At 42.3% G+C, this 18,910-nt stretch carries 22 protein-coding genes and 1 pseudogene; 7 read left to right on the plus strand and 16 right to left on the minus strand.

Annotated features, from left to right (window positions below):
* Positions 1 to 110 precede the first annotated feature (110 nt).
* Positions 111 to 251: pseudogene (locus HT688_RS06030) on the plus strand (helix-turn-helix domain-containing protein); the annotation flags it as partial.
* A gap of 26 nt (positions 252 to 277) precedes the next feature.
* Here the strand turns inward: HT688_RS06030 and HT688_RS12155 are convergent.
* The 3 genes from HT688_RS12155 to HT688_RS06045 all read right to left on the minus strand — a co-directional run bounded on the left by HT688_RS12155 (position 278) and on the right by HT688_RS06045 (position 3,061).
* Complete coding sequence (locus HT688_RS12155; protein WP_255209663.1) at positions 278 to 514, minus strand: glycosyltransferase; 237 nt, start codon at positions 512 to 514, stop codon at positions 278 to 280.
* Positions 515 to 664: 150 nt separating this feature from the next.
* Complete coding sequence (locus HT688_RS12160) at positions 665 to 763, minus strand: hypothetical protein (protein WP_001810144.1); 99 nt, start codon at positions 761 to 763, stop codon at positions 665 to 667.
* 753 nt (positions 764 to 1,516) lie between these two features.
* The gene (locus HT688_RS06045) at positions 1,517 to 3,061 is read right to left on the minus strand and encodes a peptide chain release factor 3 (RefSeq protein WP_001025442.1); all 1,545 of its coding nucleotides are present in this window, start codon (positions 3,059 to 3,061) and stop codon (positions 1,517 to 1,519) included.
* Between the two features lie 212 nt (positions 3,062 to 3,273).
* Here HT688_RS06045 and gatC point away from each other — a divergent pair, with 212 nt between their 5' ends.
* The 6 genes from gatC (at position 3,274) to nusB (ending at position 8,004) form a co-directional block, all read left to right on the plus strand.
* A complete protein-coding gene (gene gatC / locus HT688_RS06050) occupies positions 3,274 to 3,576 on the plus strand; it encodes an Asp-tRNA(Asn)/Glu-tRNA(Gln) amidotransferase subunit GatC (RefSeq protein ID WP_000705410.1) in 303 nt (100 codons plus the stop codon).
* Complete coding sequence (gatA, locus tag HT688_RS06055) at positions 3,576 to 5,042, plus strand: Asp-tRNA(Asn)/Glu-tRNA(Gln) amidotransferase subunit GatA (RefSeq protein ID WP_000143715.1); 1,467 nt, start codon at positions 3,576 to 3,578, stop codon at positions 5,040 to 5,042. Before gatC ends, gatA begins: the two co-directional genes overlap by 1 nt.
* Entirely contained in the window at positions 5,042 to 6,484 is a 1,443-nt protein-coding gene (gene gatB, locus HT688_RS06060) for an Asp-tRNA(Asn)/Glu-tRNA(Gln) amidotransferase subunit GatB (RefSeq protein WP_001008685.1), read from the plus strand. Before gatA ends, gatB begins: the two co-directional genes overlap by 1 nt.
* 130 nt (positions 6,485 to 6,614) lie before the next feature.
* Positions 6,615 to 7,175 (plus strand): elongation factor P, encoded by a 561-nt coding sequence (efp, locus tag HT688_RS06065; protein WP_000568643.1) that lies wholly within the window; start codon positions 6,615 to 6,617, stop codon positions 7,173 to 7,175.
* Between the two features lie 21 nt (positions 7,176 to 7,196).
* Complete coding sequence (locus tag HT688_RS06070; protein WP_000510576.1) at positions 7,197 to 7,586, plus strand: Asp23/Gls24 family envelope stress response protein; 390 nt, start codon at positions 7,197 to 7,199, stop codon at positions 7,584 to 7,586.
* A complete protein-coding gene (gene nusB / locus HT688_RS06075) occupies positions 7,579 to 8,004 on the plus strand; it encodes a transcription antitermination factor NusB (protein WP_000203641.1) in 426 nt (141 codons plus the stop codon). The genes HT688_RS06070 and nusB overlap by 8 nt, the downstream gene beginning before the upstream one ends.
* A 177-nt stretch (positions 8,005 to 8,181) precedes the next feature.
* On the opposite strand, the gene HT688_RS06080 is transcribed toward nusB, so the two are convergent.
* The 13 genes from HT688_RS06080 to HT688_RS06140 all read right to left on the minus strand — a co-directional run bounded on the left by HT688_RS06080 (position 8,182) and on the right by HT688_RS06140 (position 18,802).
* Entirely contained in the window at positions 8,182 to 8,949 is a 768-nt protein-coding gene (locus tag HT688_RS06080; protein ID WP_001017387.1) for an acetyl-CoA carboxylase carboxyl transferase subunit alpha, read from the minus strand.
* On the minus strand, positions 8,946 to 9,812 hold the full coding sequence (gene accD, locus HT688_RS06085; RefSeq protein WP_172923645.1) for an acetyl-CoA carboxylase, carboxyltransferase subunit beta: 867 nt from the start codon (positions 9,810 to 9,812) through the stop codon (positions 8,946 to 8,948). The genes HT688_RS06080 and accD overlap by 4 nt, the downstream gene beginning before the upstream one ends.
* A gap of 36 nt (positions 9,813 to 9,848) precedes the next feature.
* The gene (gene accC / locus HT688_RS06090; RefSeq protein WP_000488684.1) at positions 9,849 to 11,216 is read right to left on the minus strand and encodes an acetyl-CoA carboxylase biotin carboxylase subunit; all 1,368 of its coding nucleotides are present in this window, start codon (positions 11,214 to 11,216) and stop codon (positions 9,849 to 9,851) included.
* An 11-nt stretch (positions 11,217 to 11,227) separates the two neighbouring features.
* The gene (gene fabZ, locus HT688_RS06095; RefSeq protein WP_000565515.1) at positions 11,228 to 11,650 is read right to left on the minus strand and encodes a 3-hydroxyacyl-ACP dehydratase FabZ; all 423 of its coding nucleotides are present in this window, start codon (positions 11,648 to 11,650) and stop codon (positions 11,228 to 11,230) included.
* A complete protein-coding gene (accB, locus tag HT688_RS06100; protein ID WP_001052244.1) occupies positions 11,647 to 12,132 on the minus strand; it encodes an acetyl-CoA carboxylase biotin carboxyl carrier protein in 486 nt (161 codons plus the stop codon). The genes fabZ and accB overlap by 4 nt, the downstream gene beginning before the upstream one ends.
* A gap of 2 nt (positions 12,133 to 12,134) precedes the next feature.
* A complete protein-coding gene (gene fabF, locus HT688_RS06105) occupies positions 12,135 to 13,370 on the minus strand; it encodes a beta-ketoacyl-ACP synthase II (RefSeq protein WP_000774063.1) in 1,236 nt (411 codons plus the stop codon).
* Positions 13,371 to 13,391: 21 nt separating this feature from the next.
* Positions 13,392 to 14,123 (minus strand): 3-oxoacyl-[acyl-carrier-protein] reductase, encoded by a 732-nt coding sequence (fabG, locus tag HT688_RS06110; RefSeq protein WP_000763053.1) that lies wholly within the window; start codon positions 14,121 to 14,123, stop codon positions 13,392 to 13,394.
* Positions 14,124 to 14,156: 33 nt separating this feature from the next.
* On the minus strand, positions 14,157 to 15,077 hold the full coding sequence (fabD, locus tag HT688_RS06115; RefSeq protein WP_079252912.1) for an ACP S-malonyltransferase: 921 nt from the start codon (positions 15,075 to 15,077) through the stop codon (positions 14,157 to 14,159).
* A complete protein-coding gene (gene fabK, locus HT688_RS06120; protein ID WP_023936336.1) occupies positions 15,070 to 16,044 on the minus strand; it encodes an enoyl-[acyl-carrier-protein] reductase FabK in 975 nt (324 codons plus the stop codon). The genes fabD and fabK overlap by 8 nt, the downstream gene beginning before the upstream one ends.
* A gap of 187 nt (positions 16,045 to 16,231) precedes the next feature.
* The gene (locus tag HT688_RS06125; RefSeq protein ID WP_000257838.1) at positions 16,232 to 16,456 is read right to left on the minus strand and encodes an acyl carrier protein; all 225 of its coding nucleotides are present in this window, start codon (positions 16,454 to 16,456) and stop codon (positions 16,232 to 16,234) included.
* 58 nt (positions 16,457 to 16,514) lie between these two features.
* Complete coding sequence (locus HT688_RS06130; protein ID WP_000852944.1) at positions 16,515 to 17,489, minus strand: beta-ketoacyl-ACP synthase III; 975 nt, start codon at positions 17,487 to 17,489, stop codon at positions 16,515 to 16,517.
* Positions 17,489 to 17,923 carry a fatty acid biosynthesis transcriptional regulator FabT gene (gene fabT, locus HT688_RS06135; RefSeq protein ID WP_000386353.1) on the minus strand — a complete coding sequence of 145 codons (435 nt, stop codon included), beginning with the start codon at positions 17,921 to 17,923 and terminating at the stop codon, positions 17,489 to 17,491. The genes HT688_RS06130 and fabT overlap by 1 nt, the downstream gene beginning before the upstream one ends.
* A gap of 93 nt (positions 17,924 to 18,016) precedes the next feature.
* Positions 18,017 to 18,802 (minus strand): enoyl-CoA hydratase, encoded by a 786-nt coding sequence (locus HT688_RS06140; protein WP_172923646.1) that lies wholly within the window; start codon positions 18,800 to 18,802, stop codon positions 18,017 to 18,019.
* Positions 18,803 to 18,910 lie beyond the last annotated feature (108 nt).

The raw sequence follows: 18,910 nt of genomic DNA on the forward strand, positions 1-18,910 counted from the left end.
AGATTTGAATCCTATTGAGTAAGCTTGGGCTATCTTGAAAAAGAAAGTAACAGATTTATTAAGGGAAGTCCCAACTATTTTTGAATGTTTGGAACGCTTTTTAAAACTAAATGACTATAACAGCTATTGCCCAAGGAAAGAAAACAAAGAAACAAGCCTGTGTCGAACTTAATCTTTCTGAAAGACAAATCAATCGTCTGCTACTAGTCTATCAACAGAAAGGAAAAGAAACCTTCAGACACGGAAACAGAGAATTGGAAGATTTTTTATTTGTGTCTTAAATCAGGTCTTGCGTGACATTTTCTGCTCTCCACATACCATTGTTGATTAACAGAACACCAGAATTAAAATTATGTGTATAAAAATCATCTCTAACTGCAGCTAAGGGTATATCCGTCAAGTCCAAATCCCACAGCTCATCTATCGATTTTCTTACAACAATATCTAAATCCAAATACAGTACACGAGACTCGCTTACATACTTTGGAATAAAATACCTAAAAAAGCCGCATATGAAAGTCCCTCAAAGGGGAGACGATAACCTTTCAGAATACTACTGTCAATCTAAACATTCACAATCTCACTATTCAAAGTCTCTAGTCTTTTTTCCATCAATTGGAACCATTCTCGCGGAAGGTCATCATTAAAAACATAAAACTTAAGATTATAATAGATGAACACAAAGAGATTTTATTGTTGTTTCAACTTTATCCATATAAGCATTATCTGCACCTAAGACAATCGCTTTTTTCTCTTCTTTCACTCTTTATCTCATTTCTTTTTATTCCCATCATATGTTTCTACGTAACCATTATTTTCGCCTATTCGTTCGTAAAACCATACCAGTGGAGATTTTAGATGAAGTCCCATTACGGTTTACAATTTTTACATTACGACACGGAGTTTTACAAATCGATTTCATTTGCCAAACGTAGTTAGTAAGGCAGTTAGCTAGGCTACCTACTTTCTGCTACAACGGAAAAATCCACGAATCAATATTATTCGTGGATTTTTCCTAGTGAAGCGTTTAGGTAAGCCGATTGTTATACTACGACACGTAGTTTGACCAATCGATTCTATTTGCCAAACGTAGTTAGTGAGGCAGTTAGCTAGACCGCTCACTACCAGTTACGACGTAAAGTTTTACGAATCGATATTATTCGTAAAACTTTACTAGTGGAGCGCCTAGAGTCTGGGACAAAAAGATTTTGATTTTATGAATTCTTTATTATAAGTTTTTAAAATCGATAGATTAGACAAAAAAGCAAACAAAACAGAATTCTGAGTGTCAGATAACTTGTTTTGTTCGCTTTTTATATTTAAGGTTAGACTTTTGTCCCAGACTCGTTAGTTACTTAGATTGTTACACAATCAAATAAATTTACTGAACTACGACACTGAGTTTTACAAATCAATTCCATTTGTAAAACTCAGTTAGTGAGGCAATTAGCTAGTTCGCCAAATAGCGACTAGCGTCCAACAATTAGGAACTTTAGTTCCAATTGTTGGTACTGAGTCACATCTTCTCTTCCAACTCTACATCTGGATACTTGTCCGCAAACCAACGGAGAGCAAAGTCATTTTCAAAGAGAAAGACTGATTGGTCGAAACGGTCTTTAGCCAAGATATTGCGGCTTGATGACATGCGTTCATCCAAGTCCTCAGGTTTAATCCAACGAACGGTCTTTTTACCCATTGGGCTCATGACCACTTCTGCATTGTACTCGCCTTCCATACGGTGCTTAAAGACTTCAAACTGAAGTTGACCAACAGCTCCCAGCATGTACTCGCCTGTTTGGTAATTCTTATAAAGCTGAATAGCTCCTTCTTGCACCAATTGCTCGATTCCCTTGTGGAAAGATTTTTGTTTCATAACGTTCTTAGCAGATACTTTCATGAAAATTTCAGGAGTAAAGGTTGGCAGTGGTTCAAATTCAAACTTGTTTTTACCAACTGTCAAAGTATCCCCAACCTGATAAGTACCAGTATCGTAAACCCCGATGATATCACCTGCCACGGCATTGGTTACATTCTCACGACTTTCCGCCATAAACTGAGTCACATTCGACAGTTTAGCCCCCTTACCAGTACGAGGCAGGTTAACACTCATACCGCGCTCAAATTCACCAGATACGATACGGACAAAGGCAATGCGGTCACGGTGACGAGGGTCCATATTGGCTTGGATTTTAAAGACAAATCCTGAAAAATCCTTGTCGTAAGGATCCACAATTTCGCCATCTGTTTTCTTGTGTCCATGTGGTTCTGGAGCAAACTTAAGGAAAGTCTCAAGGAAGGTCTGCACACCAAAATTTGTCAAAGCCGAACCGAAGAAGACAGGTGTCAATTCTCCAGCAAGGATAGCTTCCTCTGAAAACTCATTTCCAGCTTCATTTAAAAGTTCAATATCATCTTTTACCTGCTCGTAGAAAGGATTGCTGCTAAAAAGCTTGTCCCCATCTTCTAAACTGGCAAAACGCTCATCCCCCTTATAGAGCTCCAAGCGTTGGTTATAGAGGTCATAGAGCCCTTCAAAAGCTTTCCCCATCCCGATTGGCCAGTTCATCGGATAGCTCGCAATACCCAAGACTTCTTCCAATTCTTGCAAGAGGTCCAGTGGCTCACGACCGTCACGGTCTAGCTTGTTCATAAAGGTAAAGACTGGAATACCACGGTGTTTGACAACTTCAAACAATTTCTTTGTCTGCGCCTCGATACCCTTGGCAGAGTCCACGACCATGACCGCAGCATCCACCGCCATCAAGGTACGATAGGTATCTTCTGAGAAATCCTCATGCCCTGGTGTGTCAAGGATATTCACGCGCTTGCCATCGTAGTCAAACTGCATCACAGATGAAGTAACCGAAATCCCACGTTGCTTCTCGATATCCATCCAGTCAGACTTGGCAAAAGTCCCTGTTTTCTTTCCTTTTACGGTACCAGCCTCACGAATCTCGCCCCCAAAGTAGAGCAACTGCTCAGTGATGGTTGTTTTCCCCGCGTCTGGGTGAGAGATGATGGCAAAGGTACGACGTTTCTTAATTTCTTCTTGAATATTCATAAGTTCTCTTTCTTTGATTCTCTATTTTTCTTGTTTCAATAGCTAAGAATGATTTTTACATTGGATTTTACCATTCCTTTCAACACTCCATTATATCGGATTTTAGCATTTTTTTCAATTTCTATTTCTTTTCACTTCCCCCTCCCTTATTTATAGGAAAATATGGTAAAATAGAACAGACTAAAAATCATCATTTCACGAAAGGATGTAAGATGAAAATTACGCAAGAAGAGGTAACACACGTTGCCAATCTTTCAAAATTAAAATTCTCTGAAGAAGAAACTGCTGCCTTTGCAACGACCTTGTCTAAAATTGTTGACATGGTTGAATTGCTGGACGAAGTTGACACAACTGGTGTCGCACCTACTACGACCATGGCTGACCGCAAGACCGTACTCCGCCCTGATGTGGCTGAAGAAGGAACAGACCGTGATCGCTTGTTTAAAAACGTACCTGAAAAAGACAACTACTATATCAAGGTACCAGCTATCCTAGACGATGGAGGAGATGCCTAATGACTTTCAACAATAAAACCATTGAAGACTTGCACAATCTCCTTGTCTCTAAGGAAATTTCTGCAACAGAATTAACACAAGCTACGCTTGAAGATATCAAGTCTCGCGAGACAGCTATCAACGCTTTTGTTACCATCGCTGAAGAGCAAGCTCTTGTTCAAGCTAAAGCCATTGATGAAGCTGGAATTGACACTGATAATGTCCTTTCAGGAATTCCGCTTGCAGTAAAGGATAACATCTCTACAGACGGTATTCTCACAACCGCTGCCTCAAAAATGCTCTACAACTACGAGCCGATCTTTGATGCAACTGCGGTTGCTAATGCAAAAGCCAAGGGCATGATTGTCGTAGGAAAAACTAACATGGACGAATTTGCCATGGGTGGTTCTGGTGAGACTTCTCACTACGGAGCAACTAAAAATGCTTGGGACCACAGCAAGGTTCCTGGTGGTTCATCAAGTGGTTCAGCTGCAGCTGTAGCCTCAGGACAAGTCCCCTTGTCACTTGGTTCTGATACGGGTGGTTCCATCCGCCAACCTGCTGCCTTCAACGGGATCGTTGGTCTCAAACCAACCTACGGAACAGTTTCTCGTTTCGGTCTCATTGCCTTCGGTAGCTCATTAGACCAAATCGGACCTTTCGCACCAACTGTTAAGGAAAATGCCCTCTTGCTCAACGCTATTGCCAGCGAAGATGCTAAAGACTCTACTTCTGCTCCTGTCCGCATCGCCGACTTTACTTCAAAAATCGGCCAAGACATCAAGGGCATGAAAATTGCTTTGCCTAAGGAATACCTAGGCGAAGGAATTGATCCAGAGGTTAAGGAAACAATCTTAAACGCGGCCAAACACTTTGAAAAATTGGGTGCTATCGTCGAAGAAGTCAGCCTTCCTCACTCTAAATACGGTGTTGCCGTTTATTACATCATCGCTTCATCAGAAGCTTCATCAAACTTGCAACGTTTTGACGGTATCCGTTACGGCTACCGCGCAGAAGATGCGACTAATCTTGATGAAATCTATGTAAACAGCCGTAGCCAAGGTTTTGGTGAAGAAGTGAAGCGCCGTATCATGCTGGGTACTTTCAGTCTTTCATCAGGTTACTACGATGCCTACTACAAGAAGGCTGGACAGGTCCGTACACTTATCATTCAAGATTTCGAAAAAGTCTTCGCGGATTATGATTTGATTTTGGGTCCAACTGCTCCAAGTGTTGCCTATGACTTGAATTCTCTCAACCATGACCCAGTTGCCATGTACTTAGCCGACCTATTGACCATACCTGTAAACTTGGCAGGACTTCCTGGAATTTCGATTCCTGCTGGATTCTCTCAAGGTCTACCTGTCGGACTCCAATTGATTGGTCCCAAGTACTCTGAGGAAACCATTTACCAAGCTGCTGCTGCTTTTGAAGCAACAACAGACTACCACAAACAACAACCCGAGATTTTTGGAGGTGACAACTAATGAACTTTGAAACAGTCATCGGACTTGAAGTCCACGTAGAGCTCAACACCAATTCAAAAATCTTCTCACCTACTTCTGCCCACTTCGGAAATGATCAAAATGCCAACACTAACGTGATTGACTGGTCTTTCCCAGGAGTTCTGCCAGTTCTCAATAAAGGGGTTGTCGATGCCGGAATCAAGGCTGCTCTTGCCCTCAACATGGACATCCACAAAAAGATGCACTTTGACCGCAAGAGCTACTTCTATCCTGATAACCCCAAAGCCTACCAAATTTCTCAATTTGATGAACCAATCGGATATAATGGCTGGATTGAAGTCGAACTAGAAGACGGTACGACCAAGAAAATCGGTATCGAACGTGCCCACCTAGAGGAAGACGCTGGTAAAAACACCCATGGTACAGATGGCTACTCTTATGTTGACCTCAACCGCCAAGGGGTTCCCTTGATTGAGATTGTATCTGAGGCAGATATGCGTTCTCCTGAAGAAGCCTATGCTTATCTGACAGCCCTCAAGGAAGTTATCCAGTACGCTGGCATTTCTGACGTTAAGATGGAGGAAGGTTCGATGCGTGTGGATGCCAACATCTCCCTTCGTCCTTATGGTCAAGAGAAATTCGGTACCAAGACTGAATTGAAGAACCTCAACTCCTTCTCAAACGTTCGTAAAGGTCTTGAATACGAAGTCCAACGCCAGGCTGAAATTCTTCGCTCAGGTGGTCAAATCCGCCAAGAAACACGCCGTTACGATGAAGCGAATAAAGCAACCATCCTCATGCGTGTCAAGGAAGGGGCTGCTGACTACCGCTACTTCCCAGAACCAGACCTACCCCTCTTTGAAATTTCTGACGAGTGGATTGAGGAAATGCGGACTGAGTTGCCAGAGTTTCCAAAAGAACGTCGTGCGCGTTATGTATCTGACCTTGGTTTATCAGACTACGATGCTAGTCAGTTGACTGCTAATAAAGTCACTTCTGACTTCTTTGAAAAAGCTGTTGCCCTAGGTGGTGATGCCAAACAAGTCTCTAACTGGCTCCAAGGGGAAGTCGCTCAGTTCTTGAATGCTGAAGGTAAAACACTGGAACAAATCGAATTGACACCAGAAAACTTGGTTGAAATGATTGCCATCATCGAAGACGGTACTATTTCATCTAAGATTGCCAAGAAAGTCTTTGTCCATCTAGCTAAAAATGGCGGTGGCGCGCGTGAATACGTGGAAAAAGCAGGTATGGTTCAAATTTCAGATCCAGCTATCTTGATCCCAATCATCCACCAAGTCTTTGCCGATAACGAAGCTGCTGTTGCCGACTTCAAGTCAGGCAAACGTAACGCCGACAAGGCCTTTACAGGATTCCTTATGAAGGCAACCAAAGGCCAAGCCAACCCACAAGTTGCCCTTAAACTACTTGCACAGGAATTGGCGAAGTTGAAAGAAGATTAATATGTAAAAGAAACCAGCCTTGAGGTTGGTTTTTTCTCCCCTACCATCTCCCAATAACTATTTTGGCTTTATTTCCAGAAGATTTTATGGTAAAATGAAGAGTAATAATATTTATTAAAGAGGTAAAAACATGATTGAAGCAAGCAAATTGAAAGCTGGTATGACATTTGAAACTGCAGACGGAAAATTGATCCGCGTTTTGGAAGCTAGCCACCACAAACCAGGTAAAGGGAACACAATCATGCGTATGAAATTGCGTGATGTCCGTACTGGTTCTACATTTGATACAAGCTACCGTCCAGAAGAAAAATTCGAACAAGCTATTATCGAAACTGTTCCAGCTCAATACTTGTACAAAATGGATGAAACTGCCTACTTCATGAACACTGAAACTTACGACCAATACGAAATACCAGTCGTAAATGTTGAAAATGAGTTGCTTTACATCCTTGAAAACTCTGATGTGAAAATCCAATTCTACGGAACTGAAGTAATCGGTGTAACTGTACCAACTACTGTTGAATTGACAGTTGCTGAAACACAACCATCTATCAAAGGTGCTACTGTTACAGGTTCTGGTAAACCAGCAACTATGGAAACTGGACTTGTTGTCAACGTTCCTGACTTCATCGAAGCTGGACAAAAATTGATCATCAACACTGCAGAAGGAACTTACGTTTCTCGTGCCTAATCTCTAGAAAGAGGTCATTCTATGGGAATTGAAGAACAATTTGGCGAAATCGTTATCGCTCCACGTGTACTTGAAAAAATTATTGCCATCGCAACTGCTAAAGTTGAGGGTGTCCACTCATTTTCAAATAAATCCGTATCTGACACCCTATCAAAACTCTCTCTTGGTCGTGGTGTCTACTTAAAAGAAAGCAATGAAGAACTAACTGCTGACATCTACCTCTACCTTGAGTACGGTGTGAAAGTACCAAAAGTGGCTCTTGCTATTCAAAAAGCGGTCAAAGATGCTGTCCATGATATGGCTGATGTGGAACTTTCTGCTGTCAATATCCATGTTACAGGAATCGTTCCAGATAAAACACCAAAACCTGAGTTGAAAGATCTATTTAACGAGGACTTCCTCAATGACTAGTCCATTATTAGAATCTAGACGCGAACTTCGTAAATGCGCTTTTCAAGCTCTTATGAGCCTTGAATTCGGTACAGATATGGAAACGGCTTGTCGCTTTGCCTACACACATGACCGTGAAGATGCAGATGTGCAAATCCCAGCCTTTCTTCTAAACTTGGTTTCTGGTATCCAAGCTCAAAAAGAAGAGTTGGATAAACAAATCAACCAGCACCTCAAGTCAGGCTGGACAGTTGAACGTTTGACTTTGGTCGAAAAAAACTTACTACGCTTGGGTATCTTTGAAATCACATCATTTGATACACCTCAGCTGGTAGCAGTCAATGAAGCCATTGAACTTGCCAAGAATTTTTCAGATCAAAAATCAGCCCGTTTTATCAATGGATTGCTTAGTCAATTTGTAACTGAAGAAAATGAATAATCAAAAAGGTGTTTGGTCTTCCAGGCACCTTTTGACTTTCCCCTCTGCACAGAGTAAGAACCACATAAAAACTAGAACTGGCAGTCAGTTCTAGTTTTTGCGTATTCTAAAGAATTATACTCAATGAAAATCAAAGAGCAANNGCTGACGTGGTTTGAATTTGATTTTCGAAGAGTATTAGTATTTTCTAAACCGTTGATAGCGCTCTTCCAACAACGCTTCTAACGGTTTTTGTGAAAGTAGAGCTAGCTCAGCTTGGAGTTCTTTTTTAACATTCTTAATCAGTTCTTTGCTAGAAAGTCCTGCTTCAGAAATCACCTTGTCTACTACGTCCATTTCTAACAGTTCGTGTGAAGTGATTTTCATCAGTTCTGCTGCTTCCATGGCACGACTGCCATCCTTCCATAGAATGGAAGCAAAGCCTTCTGGACTGAGAATAGCATAAATAGAATTTTCCAGCATCCAAACACGGTCTGCGACTGCTAGAGCCAAAGCCCCACCTGAACCACCTTCACCGATAATGATAGCGATAATAGGAACTCTCAGATCACTCATTTCCATGAGATTGCGAGCGATAGCTTCTCCTTGACCGCGTTCTTCCGCACCGACACCAGGATAGGCACCTGCTGTATTGATAAAGGTCACAACTGGACGGCCAAACTTTTCAGCCTGTTTCATCAACCGTAGGGCCTTGCGGTAGCCTTCTGGATGCGGTTGACCAAAATTCCGCTTGAGATTATCTTGTAAACTCTTGCCTTTTTGGATACCAACCATTGTTACAGCTTGGTCTCCAAGCCAGCCGATACCACCAACAACTGCACCATCGTCACGAAAAGAACGGTCACCGTGTAATTGGATAAATTCATCAAAAATGCCTGTCGCAAAGTCCAAGCTTGTCAAGCGACTCTGCTCACGCGCTTCTCTGACTATTTTTGCAATATTCATCTAGAACTCCCTCCATGCAATCTGACTAGGCTAGCAATGGTATCTGGCAAGTCTCTTCTTTTAACGATAGCATCCACAAAGCCATGTTCCAATAGGAATTCTGCCTTTTGGAAATCCTCAGGCAAGCTTTCACGAACCGTATTTTCAATGACACGACGCCCAGCAAAACCGACCAAGCTCTGTGGTTCAGCCAGAATGATATCACCTTCCATAGCGAAAGAAGCTGTCACACCACCTGTCGTTGGATCTGTCAAAATGGTCAAGTAAAAGAGACCAGCATTTGAATGCCGTTTAACTGCTGCAGAGATCTTGGCCATCTGCATGAGACTCATGATTCCTTCCTGCATACGGGCTCCACCAGAGGCTGTGAAGAGGACAACTGGCAATTTTTCGACAGTCGCATACTCAAACAAACGAGTGATTTTTTCACCTACAACCGTACCCATAGAAGCCATGATAAAGTTGGAATCCATAATCCCAAGAGCCACAGTCTGACCTTTTATAAGAGCTGTTCCTGTCACAACGGCTTCATCCAGACCTGTTTTTTCACGCATAGTTGCTAGTTTCTTTTGATAACCAGGGAAATGCAAGGGATCCTTGCTTTCAATCCCTGTAAACAATTCCTTGAAGGTTCCCATATCAATCGTCAAAGCCAAGCGTTCTTGGGCAGAAATACGAAAGGTGTAGCTACAATGTGGACAGATACGCTCACTTCCCAGATCCTTCTGATAGATGGTATGCTTACAGCCTAGACACTGGGAAAATAATTCATCTGGAACCTCTGGCTTAGCTTGAGGTTTTTCCCTAACCGAACGATTGGGATTGATTCGAATATACTTATCTTTTTTACTAAATAGAGCCATTGATTCCCCTTTTCGGTTTAAACTCTTGAAGTCATTTTATTCTTTTTCTTGATATTTGGGTAAGAAGGTTTCCATTAAGAAGGAAGTATCGTAATCTCCAGCAATGACATTGCGATCTGAAATGAGGTCAAGCTGGAAATCTGCATTGGTCTGCACCCCTTCAATCTCTAATTCATAGAGGGCACGTTGCATTTTCATCAAGGCATCAAAACGGTTTTCACCGTGTACGATGATTTTGGCAATCATACTATCATAATAAGGCGGAATGGTATAACCTGGATAAACTGCTGAATCCACGCGCAAGCCAACTCCACCACTTGGTAGATAGAGATTAGTAATCTTACCTGGACTTGGAGCAAAGTTAAAGGCTGGATTTTCTGCATTGATACGACACTCGATGGCATGACCGCGTAGGACAATATCTTCTTGCTTAACAGACAGAGGTTGACCTGCCGCAATGCGAATCTGTTCCTTAACGATATCCACACCTGAAACAAATTCTGTTACTGGATGTTCTACTTGTACACGAGTATTCATTTCCATGAAATAGAAATTGCCACTGGCTTCATCAAGAAGAAACTCAATGGTCCCTGCATTTTCATAGCCAACAGACTCCGCCGCTCGAACAGCAGCAGAACCGATTTCATGACGCAGCGTTTTCCCGATTGCAATCGAAGGACTTTCTTCCAAAACCTTTTGGTTGTTCCGTTGTAGAGAACAATCCCGTTCCCCCAAGTGGATTACATTTCCGTGTTCATCTCCTAGAATTTGAACCTCGATGTGACGAGCTGGATAGATAACCCGTTCTATGTACATGGCACCATTGCCATAATTGGCCTTGGCTTCACTAGAGGCAGTTTCAAAGGCTGAAACAAGGTCTTCTGGTTTTTCAACCTTACGAATCCCTTTACCACCACCACCTGCTGAAGCCTTGAGCATAACAGGATAGCCAATTTTTTCAGCAACAATCAAGGCCTCCTCAGAGTTATGCACTTCTCCACCTGAACCTGGAATAACAGGCACACCAGCCTTAATCATCTGAGCACGCGCATTGATTTTGTCCCCCATCATATCCATAACATGACCAGATGGACCGATAAATTTGATGCCCACTTCTTCACACATAGTTGCAAATTTGGAATTTTCACTGAGAAACCCAAAACCGGGGTGAATGGCTTCTGCCTCAGTCAAGACTGCAGCTGATAGAACCGCATTAATATTGAGATAAGACTCAGTTGCCTTACCAGGACCGATACAAACCGCTTCATCTGCCAAAAGCGTATGAAGGGCTTCCTTATCAGCAGTTGAATAGACTGCTACGGTCGCAATCCCCAATTCACGCGCCGCACGGATAATACGAACCGCAATTTCACCACGATTGGCAATTAAAATTTTTCGAAACATGGAGAACCTCCTTAGTTCCCAATTGCAAAGGTAAGAGTACCACTAGCTGCAAGCTTGCCATCCACTTCAGCCTTTGCTTCAACCACGGCTATGGTGCCACGACGTTTTACAAAAGTCGCTGTCATAACCAATTGGTCGCCTGGTACAACTTGCTTCTTGAATTTGACCTTATCCATACCAGCGTAAAAGACCAGTTTTCCTTTATTTTCAGGTTTTGACAACTCCAACACACCAGCTGTTTGCGCCAAGGCTTCCATGATCAGAACACCTGGCATAACTGGGTATTGAGGAAAGTGACCGTTAAAGAAAGGCTCGTTGATGGTCACATTTTTTATGGCAACGATGGTATCCTCGCTCACTTCCAAGACACGATCCACTAGGAGCATAGGATAACGGTGGGGAAGGGCTTCTTTGATTCCTTGAATATCGATCATTTGATTCGTACCAATCCTTTACCAAACTCAACCATTTCTTCGTTAGAAACGAGAATTTCCGTTACCACACCATCCTTAGGAGCTGGGATTTCATTCATGACTTTCATGGCTTCGATAATGACCAATGTTTGACCTTTTTTGACACTATCACCAACTGTAACGAAGGCAGGTTTATCTGGTCCAGCAGCCAAGTAAACCACTCCAACAAGTGGACTCTCTACAAGATTTCCCTCAGTAGCCACACTTGCTTCAGCTGGAGCTGGAACTTCTTCTGCTACAGTCTCTGCTGGAGCAGATGTAGGAGCTACTGGACTCGGTGTTGCTAGAACGGGTGCTGGAGCGACTTGAGTTGCAACTTCAGGCACAGGTCTCGCTTCATTCTTGCTAAACTGCAACTCATCCGTCCCATTTTTATAAGAAAATTCTCTCAAACTTGACTGGTCAAATTGAGTCATCAAGTCTTTAATATCGTTTAAATTCATACTTATCTATTCTCCCAACGTTTGAAAGCAAGAACTGCATTGTGGCCTCCAAAACCAAAAGTATTTGAAATAGCGTATGGAATTTCTTTCTCCAAGCCTTGTCCATAAACGACATTAGCTTCGATATAATCTGATACTTCACTTGTCCCAGCTGTCATTGGTACAAAGTTATGACGCATAGCTTCGATGGTGACGATAGCTTCTACTGCACCCGCAGCCCCCAGCAAATGTCCTGTAAAAGACTTGGTTGATGATACAGGTACTTCCTTACCAAGAACAGCTACGATAGCACCACTTTCTCCTTTTTCATTGGCAGGAGTTGACGTTCCGTGAGCATTGACATAGGCTACTTGCTCTGGAGAAATCTCAGCTTCTTCCAAGGCTAGTTTGATGGCCTTGATAGCTCCCTGACCTTCTGGATGTGGAGAAGTCATGTGGTAGGCATCACAAGTATTTCCGTAACCAACCACTTCAGCCAGGATAGTAGCTCCACGTTTTTCAGCGTGTTCAAGACTTTCTAGAACCAACATCCCTGAACCTTCACCCATAACAAACCCATTGCGATCCTTATCAAATGGGATCGAAGCACGAGTTGGATCCTCTGTAGTAGAGAGAGCTGTTAAGGCTTGGAAACCAGCGATGGCAAAAGGTGTGATAGAAGCTTCTGTTCCTCCCACCAACATCACATCTTGGAAACCAAACTTAATAGAGCGGAAGGCATCCCCAATCGCATCATTTGATGAAGAGCAGGCAGTATTGATAGATTTACAAACACCGTTTGCACCAAAACGCATGGCTACATTCCCAGAAGCCATATTTGGTAAAGCTTTTGGAAGAGTCATTGGTTTGACACGTTTGGGCCCTTTTTCATGAAGGCGAAGTACCTGATCTTCAATTTCCTTGATTCCACCAATACCAGATGCAACGATAACACCAAAACGATCCCTATTAAGAGCCTCTACATCAAGATTGGCATGATTTACAGCCTCTTGGGCTGCATACAAGGCATATAAAGAATAGTTATCAAAACGGTTGGTATCTTTTTTTACAAAGTATTTATCGAACGGAAAATCTTGGATTTCTGCCGCATTATGCACATCAAAATCACTATGATCAAATTTTGTAATGCCACCAATGCCGATTTTCCCAGTTGCTAAACTATTCCAAAATTCTTCTGGTGTATTTCCGATTGGAGATGTTACTCCATAACCTGTTACCACTACTCGATTTAGTTTCATTCTTTTCACCTCTAGCTTTCGCTACATACTTAAGCCACCATCAATGGCAACCACTTGACCAGTTAGATAATCTTGGCCTGCTAAAAATACTGTCAAATCTGCAACCTGCTCTGCCTGCCCAAATTCTTTCATCGGAATCTGAGCTAGTGTAGCTTCCTTAATCTTATCTGATAAGATAGCTGTCATATCAGACTCAATCATTCCTGGAGCAATCACATTGACTCGTATATTCCGACTAGCAACTTCACGTGCCACAGACTTGGTAAAGCCAATCAAGCCAGCCTTAGAAGCAGCATAGTTAGCTTGACCAATATTCCCCATCAAACCAACAACACTAGACATATTAATGATAGCACCTTCTCTAGCTTTCATCATCGGTTTCAAGACTGATTGTGTCATATTAAAGGCACCAGTCAGATTAACCTTGAGCACTTTTTCAAAATCTGCTTCTGTCATCTTGAGCATAAGAGTATCTTGGGTAATCCCTGCATTGTTGACCAAAACATCTACTGAACCCAGTTCTGCAATAGCTTGATCAATCATACGCTTAGCGTCTGCAAAATCTGATACATCTCCTGAAATGGGAACCACCTTGATACCATAGTTTGAAAACTCAGCGAGCAATTCTTCTGAGATTGCCCCACGACTGTTTAAGACAATGTTGGCTCCTGCTTGAGCAAACTTGTGGGCGATGGCAAGACCAATTCCACGACTCGAACCTGTAATAAAGATATTTTTATGTTCTAGTTTCATTTTTTTCCTTTCAAAACTTCTACTTATTTTAGCCTATTTCTCTAAAAGTGCTACTAAACTCGCTTGATCTTCCACATGAGCTAAGTGAGCAGTTTGATCAATTTTTTTAACAAAGCCTGACAAGACTTTCCCCGGTCCAATCTCGATAAAGTTGCTTATGCCTGCTTCTTGCATGACCCCAATACTTTCATAGAAACGAACGGGTTCCTTGACCTGACGCGTCAAGAGCTGAGCAATGTCCTCTTTTTGCATCACAGCAGCTTCTGTATTGCCGACTAGGGGACAAGTAAAATCTGAAAAACTTACCTGAGCTAGAGTTTCAGCTAGTTTCTGGCTAGCTGGCTCAAGGAGAGCGGTGTGAAAGGGACCTGACACCTTAAGAGGAATCAAGCGTTTGGCACCTGCTTCTTGCAAAAGTTCAACCGCTCGATCAACTGCAACCACTTCTCCAGCAATGACGATTTGTGCAGATGTGTTATAGTTGGCTGGAGTAACCACTCCAAGTTCAGAAGCTTTTTGACAGGCTTCTTCAATGACCTCTACTGGCGTATTGAGAACTGCTACCATCTTGCCAGAGTCAGCAGGAGCCGCTTCTTCCATATAGGCTCCACGCTTAGCTACCAAGGCAACCGCATCTTCAAAATCCAAGGCGCCGCTTGCCACCAAGGCAGAGTATTCTCCAAGAGATAAACCAGCAACCATATCAGGCTGATAGCCCTTTTCTTGCAATAAACGGTAGATAGCAACCGAAGTCGCTAGAATGGCTGGTTGCGTATAGCGGGTCTGATTGAGTTTGTCTTCTTCCCTATCGATGAGATAACGCAAATCATAACCGAGCACCTGACTCGCTCGATCAATCGTTTCTTTGACAATAGGGTAGTGATCATAGAGATCCCGTCCCACCCCTAGATACTGGGCACCTTGACCAGCAAATAAAAAGGCTGTTTTAGTCATTTCTTACAACTCCTGCCCAGCGAGAGGCTTCTTCTTGAATTTTCTTAGCTGCTCCGTAATACAAATCTTTTAGGATTTCTTCAGCTGTTTCTTCTTTAGAAACAAGCCCTGCGATTTGACCTGCCATGACAGAGCCACCATCCACATCACCGTGAACAACTGCTTTGGCTAGGGCGCCTGCTCCCATTTGTTCAAAGATTTCTAAATCAGGATCTTCCTGCTTAAAGGCATCTTTTTCAGCCAGTTCAAAATCTCTAGTCAACTGATTTTTAATAGCACGAACAGCATGACCAAAGTGCTGAGCTGAAATCGTAGTATCAATATCCCTTGCTTTTAAAATTTTCTCCTTGTAGTTTGGATGGGCATTCGACTCTTTTGCAACTACAAACCGTGTCCCCACCTGTACAGCCTCTGCACCTAGCATAAAGCCAGCCGCAGCACCTTCACCATCCGCAATTCCTCCTGCAGCAATAACAGGAATAGATACAGCTGTGGCTACCTGTCGCACCAAGGTCATGGTTGTTAATTTACCGATATGCCCCCCAGCTTCCATTCCTTCTGCAATAACAGCGTCTGCACCGATTTTTTCCATGCGTTTAGCTAAAGCAACACTAGGAACGACAGGAATAACGATTATCCCAGCTTCATGGAAACGTTCCATGTATTTACCAGGATTTCCTGCACCTGTTGTCACTACCTTAACACCTTCCTCGATAACGAGATCTACAATATCTTCCACAAAGGGAGACAAGAGCATGATGTTGACACCAAAGGGTTTATCCGTCAATGATTTGATCTTATCAATATTTGCCTTGACAACTTCTTTCGGGGCATTTCCCCCACCGATAATCCCTAGTCCTCCAGCTTTAGAAACAGCCCCTGCCAAATCACCATCAGCAACCCAAGCCATTCCTCCTTGAAAGATAGGATAATCAATGTTCAATAATTCTGTAATACGCGTTTTCATAGTGCCTCCATCGTTTCTTGCTTACGTAATAGTTCGATACTGTCATAATTTGACAATCAAACTATTGCCTAAACAAGAGGGAGCGGGTTTCCCTACTCCTTCTATCTATATTCTGCTTATACTCTTCGAAAATCAAATTCAAACCACGTCAGCGTCACCTTGCCGTACTCAAGNNTTTCATTGAGTATTATTTTGTTTGCTCTTCAACGTAGGCAACCAAGTCACCAACTGTTTTCAAGTCATCTTCTGCTTCGATTTGGATATCAAAAGCATCTTCGATTTCTGAGATTACTTGGAACAAGTCCAATGAATCAGCGTCCAAATCATCAAAAGTTGATTCAAGTGTTACTTCTGATGCATCTTTTCCAAGTTCTTCAACGATAATTTCTTGTACTTTTTCAAATACTGCCATGATAGGACTCCTTTAAAATAAATAGTTTTTTATAACAATGTGTTCACCACATGATTACCTAAATTGTAAGAATGAGCGTGCCCCAGGTCAAGCCTCCACCGAAGCCTGATAGAAGAACAGTCTGGCTACCATCTAAAGGGATGAGACCTTGTTCTACACACTCTGAAAGTAAAATCGGGATACTGGCTGCACTGGTATTGCCATATTCCATCATATTGGCTGGAAGTTTGTCTCGGTCAACACCAATTTTTCTAGCCATCTTATCCAAAATACGGATATTAGCCTGATGCAATAGCAGATAATCCAAGTCTGTCGCCTCTATAGGAGATTCTTCAATAGTCTGCTTGATAGACTTGGCTACATCTCGAATGGCAAAATCAAAGACTGCGCGTCCATCCATCTTCAAAAATGAATCTGCACTTTCTTGATCTGAAAATGGAGAATGCAAACCTGAATGCCCATAAGTTAAACACTCACTGCGACTTCCATCGCTATTGAGACTCTCAGCTAAGAAATTCTCTTGCTCGCTAGCTTCTAACAAGACACCACCAGCACCATCTCCAAACAACACAGCTGTTGATCGATCCGACCAATCGACTGCCTTAGAGAGGGTTTCACTACCAATCACCAAGCCTTTTTGAAAGCGACCAGAAGCGATAAACTTTTCAGCAGTTGAAAGAGCAAATACAAATCCACTGCAAGCCGCGGTTAAGTCAAAAGCAAAGGCTTTATTAGCACCAATATTAGCTTGAACACGAGCAGCTGTAGAGGGCATCATCGAATCTGGAGTAATGGTAGCTAGGATGATAAAATCCAGTTCCTCTCCTATTATTCCAGCTTTTGCCATCAGTTTCTTAGCAACTTCCGTAGCCAAATCACTGGTAGATTCTGTTCTTGAAATATGCCTTTGTCGTATTCCCGTCCGACTTGAAATCCACTCATCATTGGTATCCATAATCTGAGCCAAGTCGTGATTTGTAACCACTTGCTCTGGCACATAATGAGCAACCTGGCTTATTTTTGCAAAAGCCATTATTTCAAATCCTCCAAAAATTGATAAAGATTGGTCAAACCTTTGCTCATAACATCAATTTCTTCCTTACTCATACCATCAATGATTTTTTCAACCATGGCCTTGTGGAAGCGTTTATGCAGCCTATGAACCAAGCGACCCTTCTTTGTCAAATGTAGATGAACCACACGACGATCCTGCTCTGAGCGAATGCGTTCAATATAACCCTTGCGTTCGAGATTATTCAAACTAGTCGTAACTGTCCCAAGAGTCACCATCAGCTCTTTTGACACTTGACTTGGTGTCACGTCTGGGAATTTCCCAATCACATCAATCGTATGCATTTCTTTGATGGAGATATCCTTGAAACGACTACCTCTCAAGCTAACTTCCTCAATGACAAGGACATTGTTAAATATAGATGTTAAATATTCATTAATTCGTTGGTAGTCCAATCTTTCTTTCCCTCCTTCTCAAAAAAACTTTTACAATCAAAACATTTGACAAGAGAATTATATCAAAGTTCAAAGAATGATGCAAGTATTTTTTTATTTTCCTGTAAATTTAGGCCGTCTTCTCTCAGAATGAGCCCGAACTCCCTCTTTGAAATCCTCTGTTTGAGCTAAGGATTCCTGTAGGTTCAGTTCTAAAGTAGCGTAATCCTGCCAGTCTTTAAATTGGCTCTCCCAAACCAACTTCTTAATGGCTACATAAGAATTAGCTGAGCCACGTCTTAATTTTTTAAGAAGCTGTTCTCTGGTTTTTTCTAACTTATCAGCTTCAGAAATACGGTAAACCAATCCCCATTCTAGGGCTTTTTCTGCCGTCAAAGCCTCACCTGTCATGGCTAATTGAGTTGCACGCGTCACACCGATACTGCGGCTCAAGAGATGAATTCCCCCTGCATCTGGAGCCAAACCAACGCCAACAAAGGCTTGGATAAACTTAGCCTTATCCGTCGCCAAACAGAAATCTGCCGCAACAGCCATATTCGCTGCGGCACCTGCAACGGCACCGTCAACTTCCATTAAAACAGGTTTGGCTATTTGCTTGATTTTATAGGAAATCGTATTGACCAACTCTGCGATTTTCGTCAATGATGAAATATCATCCTCATCCACTGCACGCTTCATCTCTACCAAATCTCCACCAACTGAGAAGACTTTGCCATTGGCATTGATTAAGATAAAATGCACAGCCGGATCCTCTTCTGCTAAAGTCAGAGCTTCTAAAATCTCCTCACACATGGGAATATGAAAACCATTTGCGACCTCAGGACGGTTCAAGGTAAGGATTGCCAAGTCCTCATCAAGCTGATAAATAATGTGTTCCATCTGGACTCCTTTTTATTTTATAAGCAGTTTATACTCTTCGAAAATCTCTTCAAACTACGTCAACTTCCATCTGCAACCTCAAAACAGTATTTTGAGCTGACTTCGTCA

Origin of the sequence: Streptococcus sp. 1559 (assembly GCF_013276735.1) — a bacterium.
In the GTDB taxonomy this organism is placed as follows: domain Bacteria; phylum Bacillota; class Bacilli; order Lactobacillales; family Streptococcaceae; genus Streptococcus; species Streptococcus pseudopneumoniae.